This is a genomic window from Pseudomonas sp. Ma2-10 (assembly GCF_054330215.1).
Map to the genome: position 1 here is coordinate 241,483 of NZ_JBTEYL010000002.1, position 21,893 is coordinate 263,375.

At 59.3% G+C, this 21,893-nt stretch carries 19 protein-coding genes and 1 pseudogene; 14 read left to right on the plus strand and 6 right to left on the minus strand.

The genetic code is table 11. The annotated features are described in order from the left end of the window. Positions 1-123: 123 nt before the first annotated feature. From ACXPVS_RS03725 to ACXPVS_RS03740, 4 genes are all read left to right on the plus strand, one after another. Positions 124-1,479, plus strand: coding sequence for a M16 family metallopeptidase (locus ACXPVS_RS03725; protein ID WP_458508722.1), 1,356 nt, complete (start codon positions 124-126; stop codon positions 1,477-1,479). Beyond that, positions 1,472-2,962 carry a M16 family metallopeptidase gene (locus ACXPVS_RS03730; RefSeq protein ID WP_458508723.1) on the plus strand — a complete coding sequence of 497 codons (1,491 nt, stop codon included), beginning with the start codon at positions 1,472-1,474 and terminating at the stop codon, positions 2,960-2,962. Before ACXPVS_RS03725 ends, ACXPVS_RS03730 begins: the two co-directional genes overlap by 8 nt. After that, on the plus strand, positions 2,962-3,573 hold the full coding sequence (rsmD, locus tag ACXPVS_RS03735; RefSeq protein ID WP_046053684.1) for a 16S rRNA (guanine(966)-N(2))-methyltransferase RsmD: 612 nt from the start codon (positions 2,962-2,964) through the stop codon (positions 3,571-3,573). Before ACXPVS_RS03730 ends, rsmD begins: the two co-directional genes overlap by 1 nt. 63 nt (positions 3,574-3,636) lie before the next feature. Then, entirely contained in the window at positions 3,637-4,635 is a 999-nt protein-coding gene (locus ACXPVS_RS03740; RefSeq protein WP_458508724.1) for a hydrolase, read from the plus strand. A gap of 40 nt (positions 4,636-4,675) precedes the next feature. Here the strand turns inward: ACXPVS_RS03740 and ACXPVS_RS03745 are convergent, their stop codons facing one another. Together ACXPVS_RS03745 and ACXPVS_RS03750 are read right to left on the minus strand one after the other, a co-directional pair. Further along, on the minus strand, positions 4,676-5,530 hold the full coding sequence (locus ACXPVS_RS03745; RefSeq protein WP_458508725.1) for a sulfurtransferase: 855 nt from the start codon (positions 5,528-5,530) through the stop codon (positions 4,676-4,678). 44 nt (positions 5,531-5,574) lie between these two features. After that, complete coding sequence (locus ACXPVS_RS03750) at positions 5,575-6,246, minus strand: TetR/AcrR family transcriptional regulator (protein ID WP_458508726.1); 672 nt, start codon at positions 6,244-6,246, stop codon at positions 5,575-5,577. A 146-nt stretch (positions 6,247-6,392) separates the two neighbouring features. Between ACXPVS_RS03750 and ACXPVS_RS03755 the strand changes: the two genes are divergently transcribed. The 5 genes from ACXPVS_RS03755 (at position 6,393) to ACXPVS_RS03775 (ending at position 11,011) form a co-directional block, all read left to right on the plus strand. Then, on the plus strand, positions 6,393-7,823 hold the full coding sequence (locus ACXPVS_RS03755) for a coniferyl aldehyde dehydrogenase (RefSeq protein WP_458508727.1): 1,431 nt from the start codon (positions 6,393-6,395) through the stop codon (positions 7,821-7,823). A 28-nt stretch (positions 7,824-7,851) separates the two neighbouring features. Next, positions 7,852-8,397, plus strand: coding sequence for a twin-arginine translocation pathway signal protein (locus tag ACXPVS_RS03760; RefSeq protein WP_458508728.1), 546 nt, complete (start codon positions 7,852-7,854; stop codon positions 8,395-8,397). A 69-nt stretch (positions 8,398-8,466) separates the two neighbouring features. Beyond that, complete coding sequence (locus ACXPVS_RS03765; RefSeq protein WP_458508729.1) at positions 8,467-10,062, plus strand: GMC family oxidoreductase N-terminal domain-containing protein; 1,596 nt, start codon at positions 8,467-8,469, stop codon at positions 10,060-10,062. A gap of 115 nt (positions 10,063-10,177) precedes the next feature. After that, complete coding sequence (coaD, locus tag ACXPVS_RS03770; protein WP_074871700.1) at positions 10,178-10,657, plus strand: pantetheine-phosphate adenylyltransferase; 480 nt, start codon at positions 10,178-10,180, stop codon at positions 10,655-10,657. 102 nt (positions 10,658-10,759) lie between these two features. After that, positions 10,760-11,011, plus strand: coding sequence for a YfhL family 4Fe-4S dicluster ferredoxin (locus tag ACXPVS_RS03775; protein WP_458508730.1), 252 nt, complete (start codon positions 10,760-10,762; stop codon positions 11,009-11,011). A 105-nt stretch (positions 11,012-11,116) separates the two neighbouring features. Here ACXPVS_RS03775 and mutM read toward each other — a convergent pair whose 3' ends face one another. Continuing rightward, positions 11,117-11,929: a bifunctional DNA-formamidopyrimidine glycosylase/DNA-(apurinic or apyrimidinic site) lyase gene (mutM, locus tag ACXPVS_RS03780; protein WP_458508731.1), complete on the minus strand. Its 813-nt coding sequence runs from the start codon at positions 11,927-11,929 to the stop codon at positions 11,117-11,119. A 28-nt stretch (positions 11,930-11,957) separates the two neighbouring features. Continuing rightward, positions 11,958-12,773 carry an HDOD domain-containing protein gene (locus ACXPVS_RS03785; protein ID WP_161990868.1) on the minus strand — a complete coding sequence of 272 codons (816 nt, stop codon included), beginning with the start codon at positions 12,771-12,773 and terminating at the stop codon, positions 11,958-11,960. A gap of 234 nt (positions 12,774-13,007) precedes the next feature. Here ACXPVS_RS03785 and ACXPVS_RS03790 point away from each other — a divergent pair, with 234 nt between their 5' ends. The 5 genes and pseudogenes from ACXPVS_RS03790 (at position 13,008) to ilvD (ending at position 19,980) form a co-directional block, all read left to right on the plus strand. Next, positions 13,008-14,204 (plus strand): class I SAM-dependent rRNA methyltransferase, encoded by a 1,197-nt coding sequence (locus tag ACXPVS_RS03790; protein WP_033060516.1) that lies wholly within the window; start codon positions 13,008-13,010, stop codon positions 14,202-14,204. 424 nt (positions 14,205-14,628) lie between these two features. Further along, a pseudogene (locus ACXPVS_RS03795) lies at positions 14,629-15,708 on the plus strand (SagB family peptide dehydrogenase). Next, on the plus strand, positions 15,705-16,682 hold the full coding sequence (locus tag ACXPVS_RS03800) for a diiron oxygenase (RefSeq protein ID WP_458508732.1): 978 nt from the start codon (positions 15,705-15,707) through the stop codon (positions 16,680-16,682). The pseudogene ACXPVS_RS03795 and the gene ACXPVS_RS03800 overlap by 4 nt, the downstream one beginning before the upstream one ends. Further along, on the plus strand, positions 16,675-17,883 hold the full coding sequence (locus ACXPVS_RS03805; RefSeq protein WP_458508733.1) for a multidrug effflux MFS transporter: 1,209 nt from the start codon (positions 16,675-16,677) through the stop codon (positions 17,881-17,883). Before ACXPVS_RS03800 ends, ACXPVS_RS03805 begins: the two co-directional genes overlap by 8 nt. Before the next feature lie 255 nt (positions 17,884-18,138). Further along, positions 18,139-19,980 (plus strand): dihydroxy-acid dehydratase, encoded by a 1,842-nt coding sequence (gene ilvD, locus ACXPVS_RS03810; RefSeq protein ID WP_458508734.1) that lies wholly within the window; start codon positions 18,139-18,141, stop codon positions 19,978-19,980. Positions 19,981-20,045: 65 nt separating this feature from the next. Here the strand turns inward: ilvD and ACXPVS_RS03815 are convergent, their stop codons facing one another. Beyond that, on the minus strand, positions 20,046-21,101 hold the full coding sequence (locus ACXPVS_RS03815; RefSeq protein ID WP_458508735.1) for a haloacid dehalogenase-like hydrolase: 1,056 nt from the start codon (positions 21,099-21,101) through the stop codon (positions 20,046-20,048). Positions 21,102-21,321: 220 nt separating this feature from the next. After that, positions 21,322-21,834, minus strand: coding sequence for a dihydrofolate reductase (locus tag ACXPVS_RS03820; protein WP_458508736.1), 513 nt, complete (start codon positions 21,832-21,834; stop codon positions 21,322-21,324). Positions 21,835-21,893 lie beyond the last annotated feature (59 nt).

Sequence of the window (21,893 nt, forward strand, 5' to 3'; positions counted from 1 at the left end):
ACAACCTGCTGACCGATCAAAGACCTGATAGGCGTGGCCGCCAGTAAAACGGATCAGTATCCTAGCACCCTCTCGCCCGCCGACGCTAAGACCAAGCGGGCAACCCCAAAGGTTTAAAAACGAATGAATGCTCTAGCCCGCCGCGCTGCAGGCCTGCTGCTCAGCACAGTTTGCCTGCCCCTCTCGGCCCTGGCTGCCGATCCACAACCCACCCACGAATTCACCCTCGAAAACGGCCTGAAGGTCGTCGTGCGCGAAGACCATCGTGCGCCGGTGGTGGTTTCCCAAGTCTGGTACAAGGTCGGCTCAAGCTACGAGACCCCGGGCCAGACCGGTTTGTCCCACGCGCTGGAACACATGATGTTCAAGGGCAGCGAGAAAGTCGGCCCCGGCGAAGCTTCGCTGATCCTGCGCGATCTCGGCGCCGAAGAGAACGCGTTCACCAGCGATGACTTCACGGCGTATTACCAGGTGCTGGCCCGCGACCGTCTGGGTGTGGCCTTCGAGCTGGAAGCCGATCGCATGGCCAGCCTGCGCCTGCCGGCCGACGAGTTCGCACGCGAGATCGAAGTCATTAAAGAAGAGCGTCGCCTGCGCACCGACGACAAGCCGATGTCCAAGGCCTACGAACGCTTCAAGGCCATGGCCTACCCGGCCAGCGGTTACCACACACCGACCATCGGCTGGATGGCCGACCTTGACCGTATGAAAGTCGAAGAGCTGCGCCACTGGTACCAATCCTGGTACGTGCCGAACAACGCCACGCTGGTGGTGGTGGGCGACGTGACCCCGGACGAGGTCAAAACCCTGGCCCAGCGCTATTTCGGCCCGATCGCCAAACGTGATGTGCCGCCGGCGAAAATCCCGCTCGAACTGGCCGAACCCGGCGAACGGCAGATCACCCTGCATGTGCAGACCCAACTGCCAAGCCTGATGCTGGGTTTCAACGTGCCAAGCATCGCCACTGCTGAAGACAAACGCTCGGTCAACGCCTTGCGCCTGATCTCCGCCCTGCTCGACGGCGGCTACAGCGGACGTATCCCGACACAACTGGAGCGCGGCGAAGAGCTGGTCTCCGGCGGTTCGTCGAGTTACGACGCCTATACCCGTGGCGACAGCCTGTTCACCTTGTCGGCAACACCCAATACCCAGAAAAACAAAACCATGGCCCAGGCTGAAGCTGGCCTGTGGAAGCTGCTCGACCAACTGAAAACCACTGCGCCGTCCGCTGAAGAGCTGGAACGCGTCCGCGCGCAGGTCATCGCCGGCCTGGTTTACGAGCGTGACTCGATCACCAGCCAGGCCACCGCTATTGGCCAACTGGAAACCGTCGGCCTGTCATGGAAACTGATGGATACCGAACTCGCCGAGCTGGAAAGCGTGACCCCGCAAGACATCCAGAAGGCCGCCAAACTGTATTTCACCCGCGAACGTCTCAGCGTCGCCCATGTATTGCCAGAGGAGACGACTCATGAGTGAGCGTAAAAAGCCGCGCCTGGCGCTGATTGGCCTGATTGCTGTCGCCCTGATCGGATCTGCCGCGTTTTACTTCTCTAAGACCGACGATTCCAAGGCCAGCGAAGCCCTGGACAAGGCCAAGGCCACCCAGAAGCTGCAATCACTGGCAGAACTCGACGGAAAAGCGCCAAGCCACCGCACCCTGGACGTGCAGACCTGGAAAACCGCGGAAGGCGCCAAGGTGCTGTTTGTTGAAGCCCGGGAGCTGCCGATGTTCGACATGCGCCTGATCTTCGCTGCCGGCAGCAGCCAGGACGGCGCTGCACCTGGCCTCGCCCTGCTGACCAACGCCATGCTCAACGAAGGTGTCGCCGGGAAAGACGTCGGCGCCATCGCTCAGGGCTTCGAAGGCTTGGGCGCAGACTTTGGCAACGGCGCGTTTAAAGACATGGCACTGGCTTCCCTGCGCAGCCTCAGCGCCACGGACAAACGCGAACCGGCCCTGAAGTTGTTCTCTGAAGTCGTCGGCAAACCGACCTTCCCGGCCGACTCCTTTGCGCGCATCAAGAACCAGATGCTTGCCGGTTTCGAATACCAGAAGCAGAGCCCGGGCAAACTGGCGAGCCTGGAGCTGATGAAGCGCTTGTACGGCGATCACCCGTACGCGCACTCCAGCGACGGCACGGCGAAAACCGTTCCGGCGATTACCGTGGCGCAACTGCGCGCGTTCCATGAGAAGGCCTATGCGGCTGGCAACGTGGTGATTGCACTGGTGGGCGACCTGTCTCGCACCGAGGCCGAAGCGATTGCCGCACACGTTTCCAGCTCGCTGCCAAAAGGCCCGGAGCTGGCGAAAATCGCACAACCCATCGAGCCGAAAGCCAGCATCGACCACATCGAGTTTCCGTCCAAGCAGACCAACCTGATGCTCGCGCAATTGGGCATCGACCGTGACGACCCGGACTACGCGGCACTGTCCATGGGTAACCAGATCCTCGGTGGCGGTGGTTTCGGTACACGCTTGATGAGCGAAGTGCGCGAGAAACGCGGCCTGACGTACGGCGTCTATTCAGGCTTCACCCCGATGCAGGCTCGCGGCCCGTTCATGATCAACCTGCAAACCCGCGCCGAGATGAGCGAAGGCACGCTGAAACTGGTGCAGGATGTGCTCGCCGACTACCTTAAAACCGGCCCGACCCAAAAAGAACTCGACGACGCCAAGCGTGAACTGGCCGGCAGCTTCCCGCTGTCCACTGCCAGCAACGCCGATATCGTCGGCCAACTTGGCGCCATGGGTTTTTACAACCTGCCGCTGAGCTATCTGGATGACTTTATGCGCGAGTCCCAGAGCCTGACGGTCGAGCAGGTCAAAACTGCACTGAACAAACACTTGAGCACGGACAAAATGGTCATCGTCAGCGCTGGCCCGACCGTGCCGCAAAAGCCGTTACCGGCCCCCACTGATAAACCTGCCGAGCAACCGCTCGGGGTTCCGGAGCATTAATGGCCACTCGTCCTAAAAAACCCGTTCACAACGTCCATAACGGCGTGAACCAATTGCGCATCATCGGTGGTGAATGGGGCAGCCGAAAGCTGAGCTTCCCGGATGCGCCAGGGCTGCGTCCGACCCCGGACCGGGTGCGTGAAACCCTGTTCAACTGGCTCGCGCCTTATGTCGCTGGCGCCAAGGTTCTGGACCCGTTCGCCGGCAGCGGCGCGTTGTTCCTCGAAGCCTTGTCCCGTGGCGCAGCCATGGGTCAGGCGCTGGACGCCAGCAACATTGCAGTCGCCAGCATCAAGGAACATCTGGGTACGTTGCGCTGCACGACCGGCCAGATTCAAACCGCCGATGCCCTGCGCTACCTGGAAACCCAGACAGCGACTGCATACGACGTGGTGTTCCTCGACCCGCCATTCAACCAGAACCTGTTGCCGGGCGTTTGCGCATTGCTCGAAGAGCGTCAGTGGCTGGCCGATGAAGCCTGGATCTACACTGAAAGCGAGAATGCGCCATCGAGCCTTGGCTTGCCAGGCAACTGGCGCCTGCACCGGGAGCAGAAATCCGGGCGGGTGTATTACGCGTTGTGGCAACGTATGGCAGAGATTGCCGGTTAATCAACCGGCCTGAAAAAGGTGCGCGCCTCAAGCGAGGCTCGCACCGCTGCATCGAGAACCATCGTGTCCCATCCGCCAGATCGCTTCACCCCCGCTTTCGGCCTCGGCAACCCGCACTTGCAAACCTTGTGGGGACCACTGTGGCGCAAAACCACACACATCGAGCGCCAACGCGAACGCTTGTGGCTTGAGGATGGCGACTTTCTCGATCTCGACTGGCACGGCCCGCACAGCGCCGATGCACCATTGGTGCTGGTATTGCACGGCCTGACCGGTTCTTCAAATTCGCCTTACGTGGCCGGGGTGCAGAAAGTACTGGGCGCCCAAGGCTGGGCCAGCGTCGCGCTGAACTGGCGCGGTTGTTCGGGCGAACCGAATCTGTTGGCGCGCAGTTACCATTCCGGCGCCAGTGAAGACCTGGCCGAAGCCATCAAACACCTGAAGGCTCAACGACCGCTCGCGCCGTTGTATGCAGTCGGCTATTCCCTGGGTGGCAATGTCTTGCTCAAGCACTTGGGCGAATCCGGCAGTAATAGTGGCGTGGTCGGCGCGGTGGCGGTGTCGGTGCCGTTTCGTCTCGACCAATGCGCCGACCGTATCGGCCAGGGTTTCTCCAAGGTTTATCAAGCGCATTTCATGCGCGAGATGGTGGCCTACATCAAGAACAAGCAGCGACAATTCCTGCATGACGGACGCGAGGATGGACTGGCGGCATTGACCGCGCTGGGCTCGCTGGAGAACATGCGCACGTTCTGGGATTTCGATGGCCGGGTCACGGCGCCGCTGCACGGCTTTGCCGATGCCGAGGATTACTATCGCCGCGCGTCGAGTCGCTATTTCCTCGGCGAGATTCGTACACCGACCCTAATCATTCAAGCGGCCGATGACCCGTTTGTCTTTCCTCATAGCCTGCCGCAAGCCGACGAATTGTCCGCCTGCACTCAATTCGAGTTACAGACCAAGGGTGGGCATGTCGGCTTCGTCGATGGCTCGTTCAGGCAACCGGGTTACTACCTGGAACGGCGCATCCCGCAGTGGCTGACCGCCGTGGGGCGCGAGTAATGGGTTGCGAGCACGCCCGCTTCCACTTTTAGATTGGGGATTACTCGCCGATGGCGATGCCATGCGCAGGATCGTTGATCCACTCGCTCCACGACCCGGCATACAACGATCCCAACGGATAACCCGCCAGGCACAGCGCGAACAGGTTGTGACAGGCCGTTACGCCAGAACCGCAGTACGCCACCAGATCGGCCGGCGAACGATCGCCGAGCTTCGCAGCAAAGCGTTGTTTGAGCTGATCCGCCGGCAGAAAACGCCCGTCGCTGCTCAGGTTGTCGGTGAACGCCGCACATTGCGCACCAGGGATGTGCCCGGCAACCGGGTCGATCGGTTCTACTTCGCCCTTGAAACGCGGCAAGCCGCGGGCATCGAGCAAGGTCAGCGCGGGTTGGCCGAGACGTTTCTGGAGCTGTTCGGCACTCAAGATCAGCGCGTTGTCCGGCGTCCCTGTGAAGGTGCCGCGTTCAACCTGCGGCGCATCAAGACTCAGGGGCAAACCGGCCGCGTGCCAGGCCTTGAGCCCGCCGTCCAAAATGAACACACCGTCACATTTGCCCAGCCAGGCCAGCAACCACCAGGCCCGCGCCGCGTACGCACCCGGACCGTCGTCGTACAAAATCACATCGCTGTCGGCGTTAACGCCCCAGGCTTGCAGACGCTCGATCAACTGTTCAGGTTCAGGCAACGGATGGCGCCCCGTCACACCCTTGACCACTGTTCCGCTTAAATCACGCTCAAGATCGGCAAAGCTCGACCCGGCGATATGCCCTTCGGCATAACTGCGCTGACCGTAATCCGGGTCTTCGAGGGCAAAACGACAATCCAGAATCACCAGCCCCGGCTGCTCCTTTTTCAGGTCCAACGCGTGCGGGCTGATCAGTTGCGCAATGGGCATAACGGGCTCCTGTGATTGGGCGACGCTTGATCCTACTGGACTTTCTATCCCACTTCTTCAAGCGCTTGGGCCAGCGGCACGTAAAACTCCTCGAACAGCGCATTCACCGCGTCGCGAGACCGATCCGTGACAAAACCGGCCTCCAGCACCAGCACTTGATACACCCCCCGTTTAATGGCCTGTTCGCTCAGGTGATTGGAATTTTCACGCGTGGTGCACAGAAAACGCACCCAGGACGTCAGGATGATCCAGGCATTGAGCGTCAGGGATTCGATCTGAACCTTGTCCATTTGCAGGATGCCCGCCTCGACGAAGCCCGCATAGATGTGCGTGCCATGGATCAGACAGCGTTGGGAAAAGCGTCGGTAACGGGCAGCCAACTCCGGATCGCTGTCGAGCAAGTGCTCCAGATCGCGGTGCAAAAACCGGTAGCGCCACATGGCGGACAGCAATTCCTGAAGGTAGAAGCGCTTGTCTTCGACCGTGGCGGCCCGCCCCTGGGGCGGGCGCAGGAAGCTGTCCACCAGGCTTTCGTACTCACTGAACAGCACGGCGATGATCGCCTGCTTGTTGGGGAAGTGGTAGTACAGGTTGCCCGGGGAAATTTCCATGTGGGCAGCAATGTGGTTGGTGCTGATGCTGCGCTCACCCTGCTGATTGAACAGCTCCAGGCTGTTCTGCACGATGCGCTCGCTGGTTTTGATCCGAGGGGCCATGGCTTGGGCTTTAATTCAAAGTGCGTTGACCGGCATCTTACGACCTATCCGCGAGCGGATAAAACAAAGCTGCGCCAGGATGTCATTTGACTTTCTAGAGCATAGACTCTAAAAAGTCCTTGATTACAATAAATCCGGAACCGACCATGACGGCTGACATCGCCTACCTGCAGAACCTTCAGCAGCCCCTGGAAGAGCTCCAGACCCTGTTCGACACCCAGCGCGCGGCGTATGCCGCCAACCCGATGCCACCCGCCGCCCAGCGCCTGCAATGGCTAAAAGCCCTGCGCGATCTATTGAGCAATGAGCGTCAGGCATTGATCGATGCCATCAGCCAGGATTTCAGCCATCGCAGCGCCGATGAAACCCTGCTCGCCGAACTGATGCCCAGTCTGCACGGCATTCACTACGCCAGTCAGCACCTCAAAGGTTGGATGAAGGCGTCGAAGCGCAAGGTCGGGATTGCCTTTCAACCCGCGGCGGCCAAAGTCGTTTATCAACCGTTGGGGGTGGTCGGGGTAATCGTGCCGTGGAACTATCCGCTGTATCTGGCCATCGGCCCATTGGTAGGCGCGTTGTCGGCAGGCAATCGGGTGATGCTCAAGCTCAGCGAATCGACCCCTGCCACCAGTGTGTTGCTCAAGGAATTGCTGGGCCGAATCTTCCCGCAGGACCTGGTCTGCGTGGTACTGGGCGAAGCCGATATCGGCGTAGCGTTCTCCCGATTGCGTTTCGATCACTTGCTGTTCACCGGCGCCACCAGCATCGGCAAACACGTGATGCGTGCGGCGGCCGAAAACCTGACCCCGGTGACCCTCGAACTTGGCGGTAAATCCCCGGCCATTGTGTCCCGCGACGTGCCGCTCAAGGATGCTGCCGAACGCATCGCCTTCGGCAAGACGCTCAACGCCGGACAGACCTGCGTGGCCCCGGACTATGTGCTGGTGCCGGAAGATCGCGTCGGAGCGTTCGTCGAAGCCTATCGCCAGGCGGTTCGCGGGTTTTATCCGACCTTGACTGACAACCCGGACTACACAGCGATCATCAATGACCGACAACTGTCGCGCCTCAATGGTTACATCAGCGACGCCACCAGCAAGGGCGCGCTGCTGATTCCGCTGTTCGACCAGGGCCAGGGGCGGCGCATGAATCACAGCCTGCTGCTCAACGTCAGCAACGACATGATGGTGATGCAGGACGAAATCTTCGGCCCGCTGTTGCCGATCGTTCCCTATAAGGATCTGGATCAGGCCTTTGCCTACATCAACCAACGCCCCCGTCCGCTGGCCTTGTACTACTTCGGCTACGACAAGCGAGAGCAACACCGCGTACTTCACGAAACCCATTCCGGCGGCGTTTGCCTGAACGACACCCTGCTGCACGTCGCTCAGGACGACATGCCCTTCGGCGGTATCGGTGCCTCGGGCATGGGCCATTATCACGGCCATGAAGGTTTTCTGACCTTCAGTAAAGCCAAAGGTGTGCTGATCAAACAGCGGTTCAATGCGGCGAAACTGATCTATCCGCCGTACGGAAAATCCATTCAGAAGCTGATTCAGAAGCTGTTTATCCGCTAACAATCATCCCCTTCGGGTAATAACAAGAATGAGCCCAAGCCTGTCCGATACACCCGCGCTGTCACGGCGCGGATTGCTTAAATTCAGCCTGGGTGCCAGCGCTTTTCTCGCCACCGCCGGTTTGGGAGCGAGCCTCAGCGGCTGCTCATCGAGCCTGCCGGCCAGCGGTTTCGCGATTCTGCGCAGCGGTGACTTGCTGTTTTTGCGGGCACTGATTCCGGTGATGCTCGACGGCGCTGTGGCCGTCGAAACAATGCCGACGTCTGTCGGTGAAACCCTGCACAGCCTGGATAACGGTCTGAATCACCTGTCGCCGGAAATGCTCAAGCTGACCCAACAGTTATTCGATGTGTTGGGAATGAGCATCACCCGCGGACCACTGACCGGGATCTGGGGCCGTTGGGAAAACGCCCGTGCCGACGATATCCGGCACTTTCTCGATCGCTGGGAAAACAGCTCGTTAAGTCTGCTGCGCATGGGTCACAGCTCGCTGCTGAAACTGGTGATGATGGCGTGGTACAGCCGCTCGCAATCGTGGGCGCATTGCGGGTACCCCGGACCGCCCACGGTCTGAAACCGTGGTTTGCCCGCGAAGGCGTCAGCCGCGTCACCAACGAATCCAAAACAATAAGAGATCCTGAAGATGCCCGTACCCGATCCGTTCCTTGAAGGCCTTGCCCGTGGCTGGAAAACCTATAACGGTTCACAACTGACCCAAGACCTGACCCTCGAAGCGGACGTGGCGATTATCGGCAGTGGCGCGGGCGGTGGCACCACCGCCGAAATCCTCAGCGCCGCGGGCTACAAGGTATTGCTGATTGAGGAAGGCCCGCTCAAGACCAGCAGCGACTTCAAGATGCTCGAAGACCAGGCCTACACCAGCCTCTATCAGGAAGGGATCGGCCGCATGAGCAAGGACGGCGCGATCACCATCCTTCAGGGCCGGGCCGTGGGCGGCACCACGCTGATCAATTGGACTTCAAGTTTTCGCACGCCGGAGCCGACCCTTGACCACTGGGCCAAAGAACACGACGTCAAAGGCCACGCGCCGGCCGAGATGGCGCCGTGGTTCGAGAAAATGGAGCAACGCCTGGGCGTCGCCCCCTGGATGATCCCGCCCAACGCCAACAACGACGTGATCCGCAAAGGCTGCGAAAAACTCGGCTACGCCTGGCATGTGATCCCGCGCAACGTGCGTGGCTGTTGGAACCTTGGGTATTGCGGCATGGGTTGCCCGACCAACGCCAAGCAATCGATGCTGGTGACGACCATCCCGGCGACCCTGGAAAAAGGGGGCGAGTTGCTCTATCTGGCTCGCGCCGAAAAGCTCTTGATCAGCGGCGACACCGTCACAGGTGTGCACTGCGTAGCGATGGACGACCGCTGCGTCGCACCTACCGGACACACGATCACGGTCAAGGCGCGGCATTATGTGCTAGCCGGCGGCGGGATCAACAGCCCGGCGCTGCTCATGCGCTCCGAGGCGCCCGATCCGCACAAACGGCTGGGTAAAAGGACTTTTCTACACCTGGTGAGCATGTCGGCCGGGCTGTTCGACGAGGTGATCAACCCGTTTTATGGCGCACCACAGTCGATCTATTCCGACCATTTCCAATGGCAGGACGGCACCACCGGAAAAATGTCTTACAAACTCGAAGTGCCGCCGCTGCACCCGGCACTGGCCACGACCCTGCTCGGCGGTTTTGGCAAGGAAAACGCCCAACACATGGAAAGCCTGCCCCACACCCACGCCATGTTGGCGTTGCTGCGGGACGGCTTTCACCCGGACAGCCCCGGCGGCAACGTCGAGTTGCGCGGTGACGGCACGCCGGTGCTCGACTATCAGGTTTCACCCTATGCCTGGGACGGATTGCGTCGCGCGTTCCACAGCATGGCCGAGGTCCAGTTCGCCGGCGGTGCCAATGCGGTAATGCCCCTGCACGCCGACGCTCGCTACGTGAAAACCCTGGCCGAAGCGCGCACGCTGATCGACGGCCTGAGCCTTGAGCTGTATCGCACACGCCTGGGCAGCGCCCATGTGATGGGCGGTTGTGCCATGGGTGAAGACCCGAAAAACGCCGTGACCGACAGCCTCGGCCGGCATCATCAGTTAGGCAATCTGTCGATTCATGACGGCTCGCTGTTCCCCACCAGCATTGGCGCAAACCCGCAATTGTCGGTCTACGGGCTGACGGCGCAGCTGGCAACTTCTTTGGCCGAACGTTTGAAAAACCCATGAAAATGGAGAATATTCCGATCGCCTATAGTGCTTTGTTACCCAAAAGGCGACTTGGCCGACCGGGAAGGCTGCGATACCATCCGACTCCCCAACGGACTCCCGCCAGGACGACGCGATGAACCGAGTGTTGTACCCAGGTACCTTCGACCCTATTACCAAGGGCCATGGCGATCTGGTCGAACGCGCCGCGCGCCTGTTCGATCATGTGATCATCGCCGTTGCCGCCAGCCCGAAGAAAAACCCGTTGTTTCCCCTGGAACAGCGTGTGGCGCTGGCCCGCGAGGTCACTAAACATCTGCCCAACGTTGAGGTCGTCGGCTTCTCGACGCTGCTGGCGCACTTCGCCAAAGAGAAGAACGCTAACGTTTTCCTGCGTGGTTTGCGTGCGGTGTCGGACTTCGAATACGAGTTCCAGCTGGCCAACATGAACCGTCAGTTGGCGCCGGATGTGGAAAGTCTGTTTCTTACCCCGTCCGAGCGTTATTCGTACATTTCCTCGACGCTGGTGCGTGAAATCGCAGCCCTGGGCGGTGATATCACCAAATTCGTTCACCCAGCTGTGGCGGATGCCCTGACCGAACGCTTCAAGAAGTAACAACCGCTCAAGCGGCGCCCGCGTGCACTGCGGGCGCCAATGCGGCACAATTGTGCGCATTGGTTTATTGCGCCCGGGCCCTGCGCCCTGGCTGGAGTTAGCATGTCCCTGATTATCACCGACGATTGCATCAACTGCGACGTCTGCGAACCCGAGTGCCCGAACGCCGCCATCTCCCAGGGCGAAGAGATCTACGTGATCGACCCGAACCTGTGCACCCAGTGCGTCGGCCACTACGACGAACCTCAGTGCCAGCAAGTGTGCCCGGTGGATTGCATTCCACTGGACGAGGCGCATCCGGAGACTGAAGAGCAGTTGATGGTGAAGTACCGGATCATTACCGGTAAGGCTTGATTCGTTTGGCGCTCAGCAGCAAAACGACGACAACGGTTCGAAACAGGTTCATGGCGCAGTCTTTGGGCCAGGCAGTCAGCACACCGACAATAGAGCCTAGGCGTTTCAGCTCTGACAGCGCGGGCAAAAGACGCTGGCGCGCTGCCCGAGTTTCACTTCCCGCAACTCCGTGCCACAGACCTTGCAAGGCGCACCGCCACGGCCGTACACGAACAGTTCCTGCTGGAAATAACCCGGCTGACCGTCACCGCCGATAAAGTCGCGCAGTGTAGTGCCGCCGCGCTCGATAGCGGCCGCCAGGATGCGTTTGATCTCGATCGCCAGTTTCAGATAACGCCCTCGAGAGATGCTCTTGGCCTCGCGACGCGGGTCGATACCGGCGGCGAACAACGCTTCGGTTGCGTAGATATTGCCCACGCCGACCACCACCGCGTTGTCCATGATGAACGGTTTGACCGCCATGGATCGCCCGCGCGATTGCTGGAACAAGCGCTCGCCGTCGAACAGGTCGGTCAACGGCTCCGGCCCCAGGCGAATCAACAATTCATGGTTGAGTGGGTCAAGGCTCCAGAGCATCGAACCAAATCGTCGTGGGTCGGTGTAACGCAGGGCCAGACCGGATTCCAGTTCGATGTCCACATGCTCATGCTTGGCCACCGGCGTGCCGACTTCCACCAGACGCAGATTTCCCGACATCCCCAAATGGCTGATCAGCGTGCCGACTTCGGCATTGATCAGCAGGTACTTCGCGCGTCGCTCCACCAGCACGATGCGCTGACCAGACAGCCGCACATCCAGGTCTTCGGGAATAGGCCAGCGCAGGCGCCGCTCACGCACGATCACCCGGCTGACGCGCTGGCCTTCCAGGTGTGGCGCAATTCCGCGGCGGGTGGTTTCGACTTCAGGCAGTTCCGGCATGGTGCTCTCGAATCAGGCTGTGCAACGCTCAGCGATGAGCGCCAAGGTCACGAATCGTTTGTTTGAGGGTCTCGAAGTCGTAGTCCGAGAGCCCGACGTAGTCGAGAACCAGCGGTGCAATGCTGTTCCACTCGTGGTCATCACGCTGGTTGCCCAGCACCCGGAAAGACGCACAAATGTGCTCGGCCATCTTCAGGATCGCCAGCAGGTTTTTCAGCTGGCTGTTGCGCGACGACTCATCGCTGAAGATCGCCAACGCATTGTGGTGATTGGCGATGGCGGCGGTGACATGCTCGGGCAGGCGCCAGGATTTGGCGGTGTAATAACCCACCACCGCATGATTGGTATTGAACACCCGATTCTCAGTGTCCACCACCCGGCATTCGGCGCTGGCACTGGCGTAGGCCTCTTCCAGAACAGTCATGTAGTTGGGGAAGCGCTGGAGCATCAGCGGCACGCCGCAGTCATGGAACAGACCCAGAGCGTACGCCTCATCGCCGGCCTGGGCGCCAATGCGTTTGGCCAGGGTCAGGCAGGTCATCGCCACGTCCTGAGCGGTGTCCCAGAAACGATTCAAGGTGACGATGGTGTCGTCGTTCATCTCGCCCTTGATCGACTGCGCGTTGATCAGGTTGATGATCGAGCGGCTGCCCAACAGGTTCACTGCACGTTGAATCGAGGCGATCTTGTTGCTCAAGCCGTAATACGGCGAGTTGACGATTTTCAACAAGGCGCCAGAGAGGCCCGGGTCCTGGGAGATCAGCTTCGCGATCACCTCCAGATCCGGATCGGGCATGTACTGTTCCATCTGCAAATCCACCATGATTTGCGGCTGGGCCGGCACGCTGATGCCTTGCAGGGACTGTTTAATCTGTTCGGAAGTCAGCTCTGGGGACATAAGTACACACTCGGGGACAGGCGGCGATTCTAACCCTTATAAAGTTGGATCCGACACCTCGGCCAGCACATCGCCTGAAGTTTCATCAAATGCCCGGGCCTTCCTCACCGCATGTCCATCCGCCAAACCGTGGCCTTGCGCAACACGCTATACTTCCGCTCTTTTTTCCGGAGCGACGTCATGTCCCTGCCTAGCCTGCGCCTCAAAGCCAACGCCGACCGTCGCCTGCGAAACGGCCACTTGTGGGTCTATAGCAACGAAATCGATGTAGCCGCTACGCCTTTGCACGGTTTCAAGGCCGGCGACCAGGCGATCCTCGAAGCGGCCAGCGGCAAGCCGCTGGGTATCGTTGCCATGAGCCCGAACAACCTGATCTGCGCACGCCTCTTGTCGCGCGACATCAAGTTGCCGCTGGACAAGTCGCTGCTGGTGCATCGCCTGAACGTCGCACTGTCCCTGCGCGATCGCCTGTTTGACAAGCCGTTCTATCGCCTGGTCTACGGCGATTCCGACCTGCTGCCAGGTCTGGTAGTCGACCGTTTCGGCGACATCCTGGTGGTACAGATCGCTTCGGCCACCATGGAAGCCCATAAAGAAGACGTGATCGCAGCGCTGACCCAAGTGATCAAGCCTAGCGGCATTCTGTTCAAGAACGACTCCGCGGCCCGTGATGCCGAAGGCCTCAACCGCTACGTCGAAACCGTGTTCGGCCTGGTGCCGGAGTGGGTTGCCCTGGAAGAAAACGGCGTGAAATTCGAAGCACCCGTCATCCAGGGACAGAAAACCGGCTGGTTCTACGACCACCGCATGAACCGCGCGCGTCTGGCACCTTACGCCAAAGGCAAACGCGTGCTGGACCTGTACAGCTACATCGGTGGCTGGGGCGTGCAAGCGGCTGCGTTCGGCGCCAGTGAAGTGTTCTGCGTCGACGCATCGGCCTTCGCCCTCGACGGCGTCGAGCGCAACGCCGCGCTGAACGGTTTCGCTGACAAGATGACCTGCATTGAAGGTGACGTGTTCGAAGCCTTGAAAGAACTGAAAGCCAGCGAAGAGCGCTTCGACGTGATCGTTGCCGACCCTCCGGCGTTCATCAAACGCAAGAAAGACATGAAAAACGGTGAAGGCGCCTACCGTCGCCTGAACGAGCAAGCCATGCGCCTGCTCAGCAAGGATGGCATCCTGGTCAGTGCTTCGTGCTCGATGCACCTGCCGGAAGACGATCTGCAGAACATCCTGCTGACCAGCGCCCGTCACCTGGACCGCAACATCCAGATGCTGGAGCGTGGCGGCCAGGGCCCGGATCACCCGGTTCACCCGGCCATCGCCGAAACCCGCTACATCAAGAGCATCACCTGCCGTCTGCTGCCAAACAGCTGATTGCGCTGGTTTGACGGGGAGCCAGTCGGCTCCCCATTCTATTATCTGTTATTGAACTCTCCACCTTCCTACTCCAGCGGTCTTCATGACTTGCAGGACGTTTCGCTTTGTCTTTTATTTTGGCGGACAGAACTTACAAGACTCATCCTGCCCGAAGATTGATCCGACAAAATTACTGGAACATTCCTACCCAATTCCCCCTTGATAAGAACTCATTACAAACTATGATTAAGTCGTCACAAAGGAGTGACACTCACTATCAATTACAAGGAGTTCAAAACATGAAAGCAATTACTCTGGAAACCAACAAAATCGCTAACCTGGCTTTTCTGGTTGCGCCAAAAGCCCGCTAAGTAAATGAAACGCTGGGGAGTGCCGGCTACCCAGCGTTTTCTATGGCAAAGACCAGAGTGAGTCGCCAGCTATGCAGATAAACCCTTATATATTCATACTGCCTCGTTCGCCCGAACAAATAGTCTGGGATTACAAGAACCACAAACAGTTCGAACTGAACCTTGAATATTCAACCCGTCTCGCACACCTTATCGACAACCCTGAAAAGTTTGATGAAAACAACCTAATAGACGCCCAACTCCTGAATGCGGGAATACTCACACTTTCAATACACGCTGCCCTTGAATGGGGCTGGGATGAACTGTCGAAGATATTTCATATCGGCACCAAGAACATTCCTTGTGAATATGTCCCCCACGATATTAATGAATGATCGAGACACTATCTGGACCATTGCGCCGAAGTACTGGCCACTCCTGCCCCGCAGGTCAGACTCACAGAACGCCTGACACGCGAACGGATTGCCCTGCCCCAACCTTGCTGTCTGCCGCAAAGCGCACTTGCAAAGACGTTGATCGACCGAAAAACCTGTCGCGCCTTCACGGGGAAAGAGGTTTCTCTCGACGATGTGGGCACTCTTTTGTATTTGTCCCTTGGCTATCTGCGTGAGCGCGATAGCGACATCGACGAAACCATCGCCGAAGGTCTCGGCGCCCGGCGTAGCAGTCCATCCGGTGGCGGGCTGAATGCCTGCGAAGGTTTTCTTCATGTTCAGAACGTTAGCGGCCTGAATCCCGGGCTCTACGCCTACCACCCCGACGAACATGCTTTGAGCTTCGTCAGTCCGGCGCCTGACTCACCCTTGGGCCAGTTGTTGTGCGGGCAGCATTTCATCAACAACCTGCCAGTCGGCCTGTTCATCACTGCTCGCTTCGACAAACTGTGGTGGAAATATGAACACTCGCGCGCGTACCGAATGGCTTACGTCGAGGCCGGTCATATTTCCCAGACCTTTCAACTGGTGGCCACCGCACTGGGATTAAGCACCTGGCTGACCGGTGCGTTAGCGGACGATCAGGTCGAAACGTTGCTGGGGATCGAGGACAGCGCCGAACAAGCGTTGTTCTTTGTGGGCTGCGGCCAGAGTGACGGACAAGTGATGTGCAAGGAATTGAAAGCACTGTTAAGCAGCCGAGGCTCACAACAATGACCGAGCCCCGCACAGACGACCCGTCACTGTCCGACGCTTGGGCGCAGCGCTTCACCCTCGGCGACTGGAACACCCGCGCCTCGGTACGAACCAGCGAGCACACCTATCAATTGCCATCAGATCTGGAACAGCAACTGGAAACACGACACTGGTTCCCCCCGGCCTTCCTGCCCTACCTGAATCACCCGGCGATCGAAGCAGCCGGCAGCGCGATCACCCATCGATTATCAGCCAACCATCTGGTGTATTTCCTCGACTACACCACCCGGCTCGAACATCGGATCGTCAACCGCTCCGTGGAAACCATCGTCCACGATGAGCTCGGCGCGCCCATCCCCCGACGCATGAAAACCGCCGCCCTCCAGCTCTATACCGATGAGGGGTATCACGCGCTGTTCTCCAATAGTCTCGCCGAGCAAATCGCCGACCTCTACGGCATGACCCAACGCCCGGTGATGCCGCACCGCATTACACGACTGAACGCCCTGCTTGAGCACGCACCGGACAGGCATAAGGCGCTGGCCTGGTTTCTCGTCGGCTTCGTGTCCGAGACCATCATCGCCAGGGAACTGCTCGAGGTTTGTCGCAACGAGCTGGTATCCAGCGTCCAGGAAATGCTCAGGGATCACCTCACCGACGAGGCCCGACACAGTCGTTATTTTTGCGAAGTGTTCCATTACCTATGGCTGACCCTGAACAGCAGCCAGCGCACGTTCGCCGCGAAGCTGCTGGTCGACATCATCCTGATGTTCTTTGAGGTCGATGAGCGATGGCTGAAGGAAAGCCTGAACAGCGTGGGCCTCGGGGAGAGTTGCGTCGCAGAAATCCTCAGCGCCCTTACCGGCCCGCAAGCCTGCCTTCAGCGCGCCCGATCAGGTGCAGGCGCGACGCTACAGGCAATGGAAAAGGCAGGCTTTTTCGACCTGCGTTTTAACCAGCAGTTCTTCGCACAGGCAGGACTTATCGATGGATGAAGGAAAATCTGCGGTCAGTGTCAAACACCGCCGCGCTGCAATCATCCTATTGATGACCATGGTAATGCTCGGGGTCTTCCCTCTGGATGTCCTGCTGCCATCGTTCCCGGCGCTGGCCGAACACTTCCGGACCACGCCAGCCGACATCGCGTTTTCCATCAGCCTGTTTGCCATCGGGATAGCACTTTCCCAACTACTGGTCGGGCCGCTCTCGGATGTCATCGGGCGCAAAAGTCTGCTGCTGGCGGGAATGGCGGTCTCGATTGTCGGTGCGACGGGTTGCGTGCTGTCCACCGACTACGCCTGGTTCCTGACGTTCCGGGTGGTGCAGGCCATCGGCTGCGGTTGCTTCGTGCTCTCGCAGGCGTTGGTCCAGGACCTGTTCGACGGCAAGGAGCGGGATCAACTGCGGATTCTGATGGTCACCGCCAGCGGGATCTTCATTTCCGTCTCGCCACTGGCTGGCACTCTGTTGCAACAGGCACTGGACTGGCCAGCAAGCTTCATTGTCTTTATTGCCCTCGCCGCCGCCGTGTTCCTCAAGGCCTGCTTCTTTCTTGAAAACCGGCACACCGCCACAACCCCGCGCCGAAGCATTATTCAGTCCTACCGGCGCGTGTGTCGCGATGCTGGTTTCCTTGGCTATTGGCTGATCGCCGCAATCGCCTTCACCTGCCACTTTTCCTTCATTGTCATCTCGCCCCTGATCTTCATGGAGCAGTTGCAGCTTTCGCCCTACGCGTTTTCCCTGACACTGCTGTTGTATGGCGTGGCCTACATCATCGGCGGCATTGTCGCTCGAGTCCTCGCTGGGCGGATCGCACCCAATACACAGATCGTCGTCGGCCTGGGCCTGATCTTTATTTCGGGGCTGGTGATGCTCTTACTCTCAAACCTGCTGGGGCTTTCTACCCCGACGGTGCTGATCCCGATGATTATTTGCACCGCCGGCACGACCATCGCTCGCCCTGTTGCCACTTCCAAAGCAATGGAAGTGTTCCCGGACATGGCCGGGACCTCGGCGTCGGCCGGGAACACGCTGATCTTCATCTTCGGGGGGCTAATCAGCGCCCTGATCACCCTGAGCGCGGCCCACCCGCAAACGACCCTGGCACTGAGCTTCCTCGTCCTGAGCACTACCGGCGTTTCCTTCATCACACTGATCACACGTCGGCAGCTGGCACTGAATCGAGGGGGATAACCGCCGGCCGTCATCCCGCACACCCAGTCAGCGTCGGTTCAACATCTTCCGGCATTCCCTCCTGACGCCAGCCGTGTAGAATCGCGACATTCATCGCCAGTCATCCCCCGGCGGGTTTATGAGCTCAAGCTGATGCGCGCGGCGATCCCGCAAAGTTATCGGCAACTTCCGGACACACGGCCATTTCTGAGTGTTCCAGACGTCAATAGAAGCTCACTTCCCTTTTGATACCTGATTAGCCGCCCGGAGTGCTTCATGCCTGATTACCGCTCAAAAACATCCACCCATGGCCGCAATATGGCCGGCGCCCGCGCACTGTGGCGCGCAACGGGGATGAAAGATGACGATTTCAAAAAGCCGATCATCGCCATTTCCAACTCCTTCACCCAGTTCGTACCGGGCCACGTCCACCTCAAGGACCTGGGCCAACTGGTCGCCCGCGAAATCGAACGCGCCGGCGGTGTAGCCAAAGAATTCAACACTATTGCCGTGGATGACGGCATCGCCATGGGCCACGACGGCATGCTGTATTCGCTGCCGAGCCGCGAGATCATCGCCGACTCCGTCGAGTACATGGTTAACGCCCACTGTGCCGACGCCATCGTCTGCATCTCCAACTGCGACAAGATTACCCCTGGCATGCTGATGGCCGCCCTGCGCCTGAACATCCCGGTGATCTTCGTTTCCGGCGGCCCGATGGAAGCCGGCAAGACCAAACTGGCCAGCCACGGTCTCGACCTCGTCGACGCCATGGTGATCGCCGCCGACTCCAGCGCTTCTGACGAGAAAGTCGCTGAGTACGAGCGCAGCGCCTGCCCGACCTGCGGTTCGTGCTCCGGCATGTTCACCGCCAACTCGATGAACTGCCTGGTCGAAGCCCTTGGTCTGGCATTGCCGGGCAACGGTTCGACCCTCGCGACCCACAGCGACCGCGAACAGCTGTTCCTGCAGGCCGGCCGCACCATCGTCGAGCTGTGCAAGCGTTACTACGGCGACAACGATGAGTCGGTATTGCCGCGCAACATCGCCAACTTCAAGGCGTTCGAAAACGCCATGACGCTGGACATCGCGATGGGCGGTTCCACCAACACCATCCTGCATTTACTGGCCGCGGCCCAGGAAGCCGAGATCGATTTCGACCTGCACGACATCGATCGTCTCTCCCGCCACGTGCCGCAACTGTGCAAAGTTGCGCCGAACATCCAGAAGTACCACATGGAAGACGTGCACCGCGCCGGCGGGATCTTCAGCATCCTCGGCTCGCTGGCCCGTGGCGGTCTGCTGCACACCGACCTGCCGACCGTGCACAGCAAAACCCTGGCTGAAGGCATCGCCAAGTGGGACATCACCCAGACCAACGACGAAGCAGTGCATCACTTCTTCAAGGCTGGCCCTGGGGGCATCCCGACGCAAACCGCGTTCAGCCAGTCGACCCGCTGGGAAACCCTGGACGACGACCGTGAAAACGGCTGCATCCGCAGCGTCGAACACGCTTACTCGAAAGAAGGCGGCCTGGCCGTTCTCTACGGCAACATCGCGCTGGACGGCTGCGTGGTGAAAACCGCCGGTGTCGACGAGTCGATCCACGTCTTCGAAGGCAACGCGAAGATCTTCGAAAGCCAGGACAGCGCCGTACGCGGCATCCTCGCTGACGAAGTGAAGGCCGGCGACATCGTGATCATTCGTTACGAAGGCCCGAAAGGCGGCCCGGGCATGCAGGAAATGCTGTACCCGACGTCCTACCTGAAATCCAAAGGCCTGGGCAAAGCTTGCGCCCTGCTCACCGATGGCCGTTTCTCCGGCGGTACCTCGGGCCTGTCCATCGGCCACGCTTCGCCAGAAGCAGCAGCGGGCGGCGCGATTGGCTTGGTGCAGGATGGCGACAAAGTGCTGATCGACATTCCGAACCGCTCGATCAACCTGTTGATCAGTGACGAAGAAATGGCCGGCCGTCGTGCCGAGCAGGATCAAAAAGGTTGGAAACCTGTGGAAAAACGTCCACGCAAGGTGACCACCGCACTGAAGGCCTACGCGCTGTTGGCGACCAGCGCCGACAAGGGTGCCGTGCGTAACAAGGCAATGCTCGACGGACTGTGATGCTTAACCGTTGAACAAAAAAATGCCCCGCCAAGTGCGGGGCATTTTTCTGCCGTTCGTTGCGTTTACTGAATTTCTTCTGGCTTCACGATCACCCAGTTCTTGTCCGCCGTGACCTGCAACCCTTCCTTGGCCTGAGCTGCGGCGTGCTTGGCCATCATGCCGTTAATCTGGGTCATGTATTTGTCTTTGCGGTTGACCCACAAGTGGATGCCGCCCTTCGCCACGTCGACATCGTGGAACAGCATGTAACCGTCACTGGTCGGCGTATCGCCGCCCACCAATACCGGTTTTTTCCACTCATCGATGTAAGTCAGGATCGCCGCGTGCTTGCCGGCCATCCAGGTCGCCGGAGTCCACAGGTACGGGGTCAATTCGAGGCTGAGGTTGGCCTTCTCGTCATACTTGCCCGCAGTGATCTGCTTGCGCGCCGTGGTCAGCTCGCCGGTCTTCGGATCCTTGAGCAACAAGCTCACGCCGATCACGTTCTGCGGTTTGACGTTGTAGCCGTACTTCGGATCGGCGGCGACCATGCGCACCAGTTCCTCGGAGGCGGCGGTCATCACGTAGACCTCGATGCCGTTCTCCATCAGCTTGTTGTACAGCTCTTTCTGGCCAGTGAATATTTTCGGCGGATTGACGTCGAGCTTCTTGACCACGTCGCCTTCGTAATAAGTCGCCGGCACCGGTTTACCGGACGCCATCAACTCATCGACGTAACCTTTGAGCTCCTGGAGCGTGAAACCGGAGAACACTTGAGCGACCCATGGGTAGCAAACCATGTCGTCGACTTCGCAGAGGCGATAGTAGTAGCTGAACAGGCTTTCCTTGTGGTCGGCAGTGTCTTTGAACGGCATCAGTTTCAGGGAGGGGTCGAGTTTTTCGCGGGTGATCAGGCCCTTGTTTTCCATGAACGGCAGCAACGACTCTTCGAGGTCGTAGCGGTAACTGGTGTTGTCCATGTCGAACACCGCGTAGTTACCTTTGTTGGCATTGGCGGCGATCATTGCGTCCAGTGCCTTGGCCTGATCGGCTGGCCAATGCTTCAAGTCCGTGGCGAATACCTGGCCGGCAAGGCCCAAGCAGAGTGCAGCGACCAGAAATTTCGGTGCGAGCTTCATCGGCATGCTTCCCTTATTAAAAGACCATGATTCAAAGAGATCGACGCTATCAAATTAATATGACATTCCTCGCCCACCTGCGACCGTTAACGTGCCTATTGCGCCAGCCGCATCTCTTTCAGCGACACCCACCTATTCCAAAAACGACAGCATTCAGATGTTTTTTGTATTAATTCAATAGATATCAAGGCGTTAGGCTTACGGGGCGTTGGTTCACGATCTATGTGCGCTCCCACACCTCGAAGGTGTACGCGGGCTTGTCACCTTCTGCTGGATTCGGAACATCCGACACCAACGTCCACGCGTTCAAATCAAACGCCGGAAACCACGCATCCCCTTCCGGGCTCAGCGCTACGCGCGTCAAATACAGCCGATCAGCCTGTGCCATCCCTTGCGCATACAACTGCGCCCCGCCAATCAGCATCAGCTCATCGACGCCCTGCTCGTTCGCCCATTCCTGCGCCCGAACCACCGCCGCTTCAAGCGAGGGATAAACCTCAGCGCCTTCCAGTTGCAGTTCCGCCTGACGGCTGACCACGATGTTCAACCGGCCCGACAACGGACGACCGAGAGAATCCCAGGTCTTGCGACCCATGATGATCGGCTTGCCCAGGGTGGTCGCCTTGAAGTATTTGAAGTCCCCCGGCAAGTGCCAGGGCATGCTGTTATCGACGCCGATCACACGGTTTTCACCGAGGGCTGCGATCAGGCTAAGGGGGAGTGATTTAGTCATGCCGACGAGGATACCAGAGCCTCCCGTACCCCGATAAGCGCCACAGCGGTTATGCTCAC